Origin of the sequence: Streptomyces sp. NPDC046900 (assembly GCF_040644975.1) — a bacterium.
Lineage (GTDB): Bacteria > Actinomycetota > Actinomycetes > Streptomycetales > Streptomycetaceae > Streptomyces.
Genome location: NZ_JBEYXD010000255.1, coordinates 1 through 1,332, shown reverse-complemented (window position 1 = coordinate 1,332; position 1,332 = coordinate 1). Strand labels below are relative to the sequence as shown.

Sequence of the window (1,332 nt, the reverse complement as noted above, 5' to 3'; positions counted from 1 at the left end):
CAGCTGGCACCTCACCCCGGCCACCGCATAAGCAAGAAGGGCTGTCCGACCTACGGCCGGACAGCCCACGACAAGATCTTCAGCAGTCTTCTAGATAGGATGCCTCGCTTTGGACCAAGCTCCGGGGAAAGGCGGTCACGTCGTGCACGGTGGGGGACGAATAGCCGTGCGGGCGTGCTCCGTAGTGGCGCTCGCGGCGTCGACTGGGCTGGTGACCGGATGTGGCGACGGCCGAGGCGATCCGCCCTTGCCCCCGGCTGCCGGGCCCGCGATCAGAAGTTGCGTGACATCCTCCGGAGGCCTCGTGGCCGACTTGGACGGCGACGGCACGGCCGACTATGTATCTCCCCCCTCACTCACCGGCGCCGGCCTGACCATCACTTTCGCGGCAGAGGGCGGGCGAGAGACGAAGGTGGGACCCCGGGACCTAGTTGGAGATCGCGGCGAGGATGCGAAGGACGTGCTGGCCGTCGTTGCCGACTTCGACCAGGACGGTTGGAACGACCTCTTCGTTGTCGCCACCGATGCTTTCCGGGGCGACGATCCCCTGGAACCGGACGTCTCTGAACTGCGGCTCGGGCCCTTCTCGGCGCGTGGACGCGGACAGAGTGACCACCACGTCGACCTGACCGAGCCGCGCGCCGTCGCCGTCGCCGACTACAACCACGACCGCTTCCCGGATCTCACCTCCTACGGTCACGAGGGCGACGGCGTCTACTCGACGACGGCCCGACTCAGTAGCGAGAAGGGCCTGGACCGGGAGTCCACCGAGGAAAACAGGCGGTACATGAAGGAAGCTGATCAAACCGACCTAAAGACCCCCGACTTCATGCCCGAGGCCGACCTGACGACGTTCTACCCGGCCTGCGACGCCGACGACGGCACCGCGTAACGAGCGGCGTCTGGTCCCAAAAATAGAGCCTGGTGAGGCTGCCAGGCACATCCATGAACCCCTCCCCCAGCGCGGCCTGGTGGCCAAGCTTGCAAACGGCGGACTATGACATACACGGATCACGAGGTGGGGTGTGGGCCTGCACTTGGACGCGTTCTTCAACACCGTGGGATTACTGGGCAGATCCGCGGGTGCTCACTGTCGAACTGTCTGCTGCTACGCCCTGCGGCCGCACCACCGACGCAGGGATCAGCGGCTTCGCGATCCCCCACAGCCCGTCCGGAACAATCCAACTCCACGTACCCAGCCCGTGATCGACTCAACGAGCCAGCACCACACAGGACACAGTCTGGTCCGGAAGTCCTCTCATCCAGAGGCCGTCAGCCGGTCCGTACCGCCGTGATGGTGAAGCGTTCGACGTCGGCGACGTGCCCGCCGGT

At 65.8% G+C, this 1,332-nt stretch carries 1 protein-coding gene; it reads left to right on the top strand.

Annotated elements, in window-relative coordinates; translation table 11 throughout:
• Window positions 1-304: 304 nt before the first annotated feature.
• Window positions 305-892, top strand: a complete 588-nt coding sequence (locus ABZ904_RS51290; RefSeq protein ID WP_361831234.1) for a VCBS repeat-containing protein — start codon at window positions 305-307, stop codon at window positions 890-892.
• The last annotated feature ends 440 nt before the right edge of the window (window positions 893-1,332 follow it).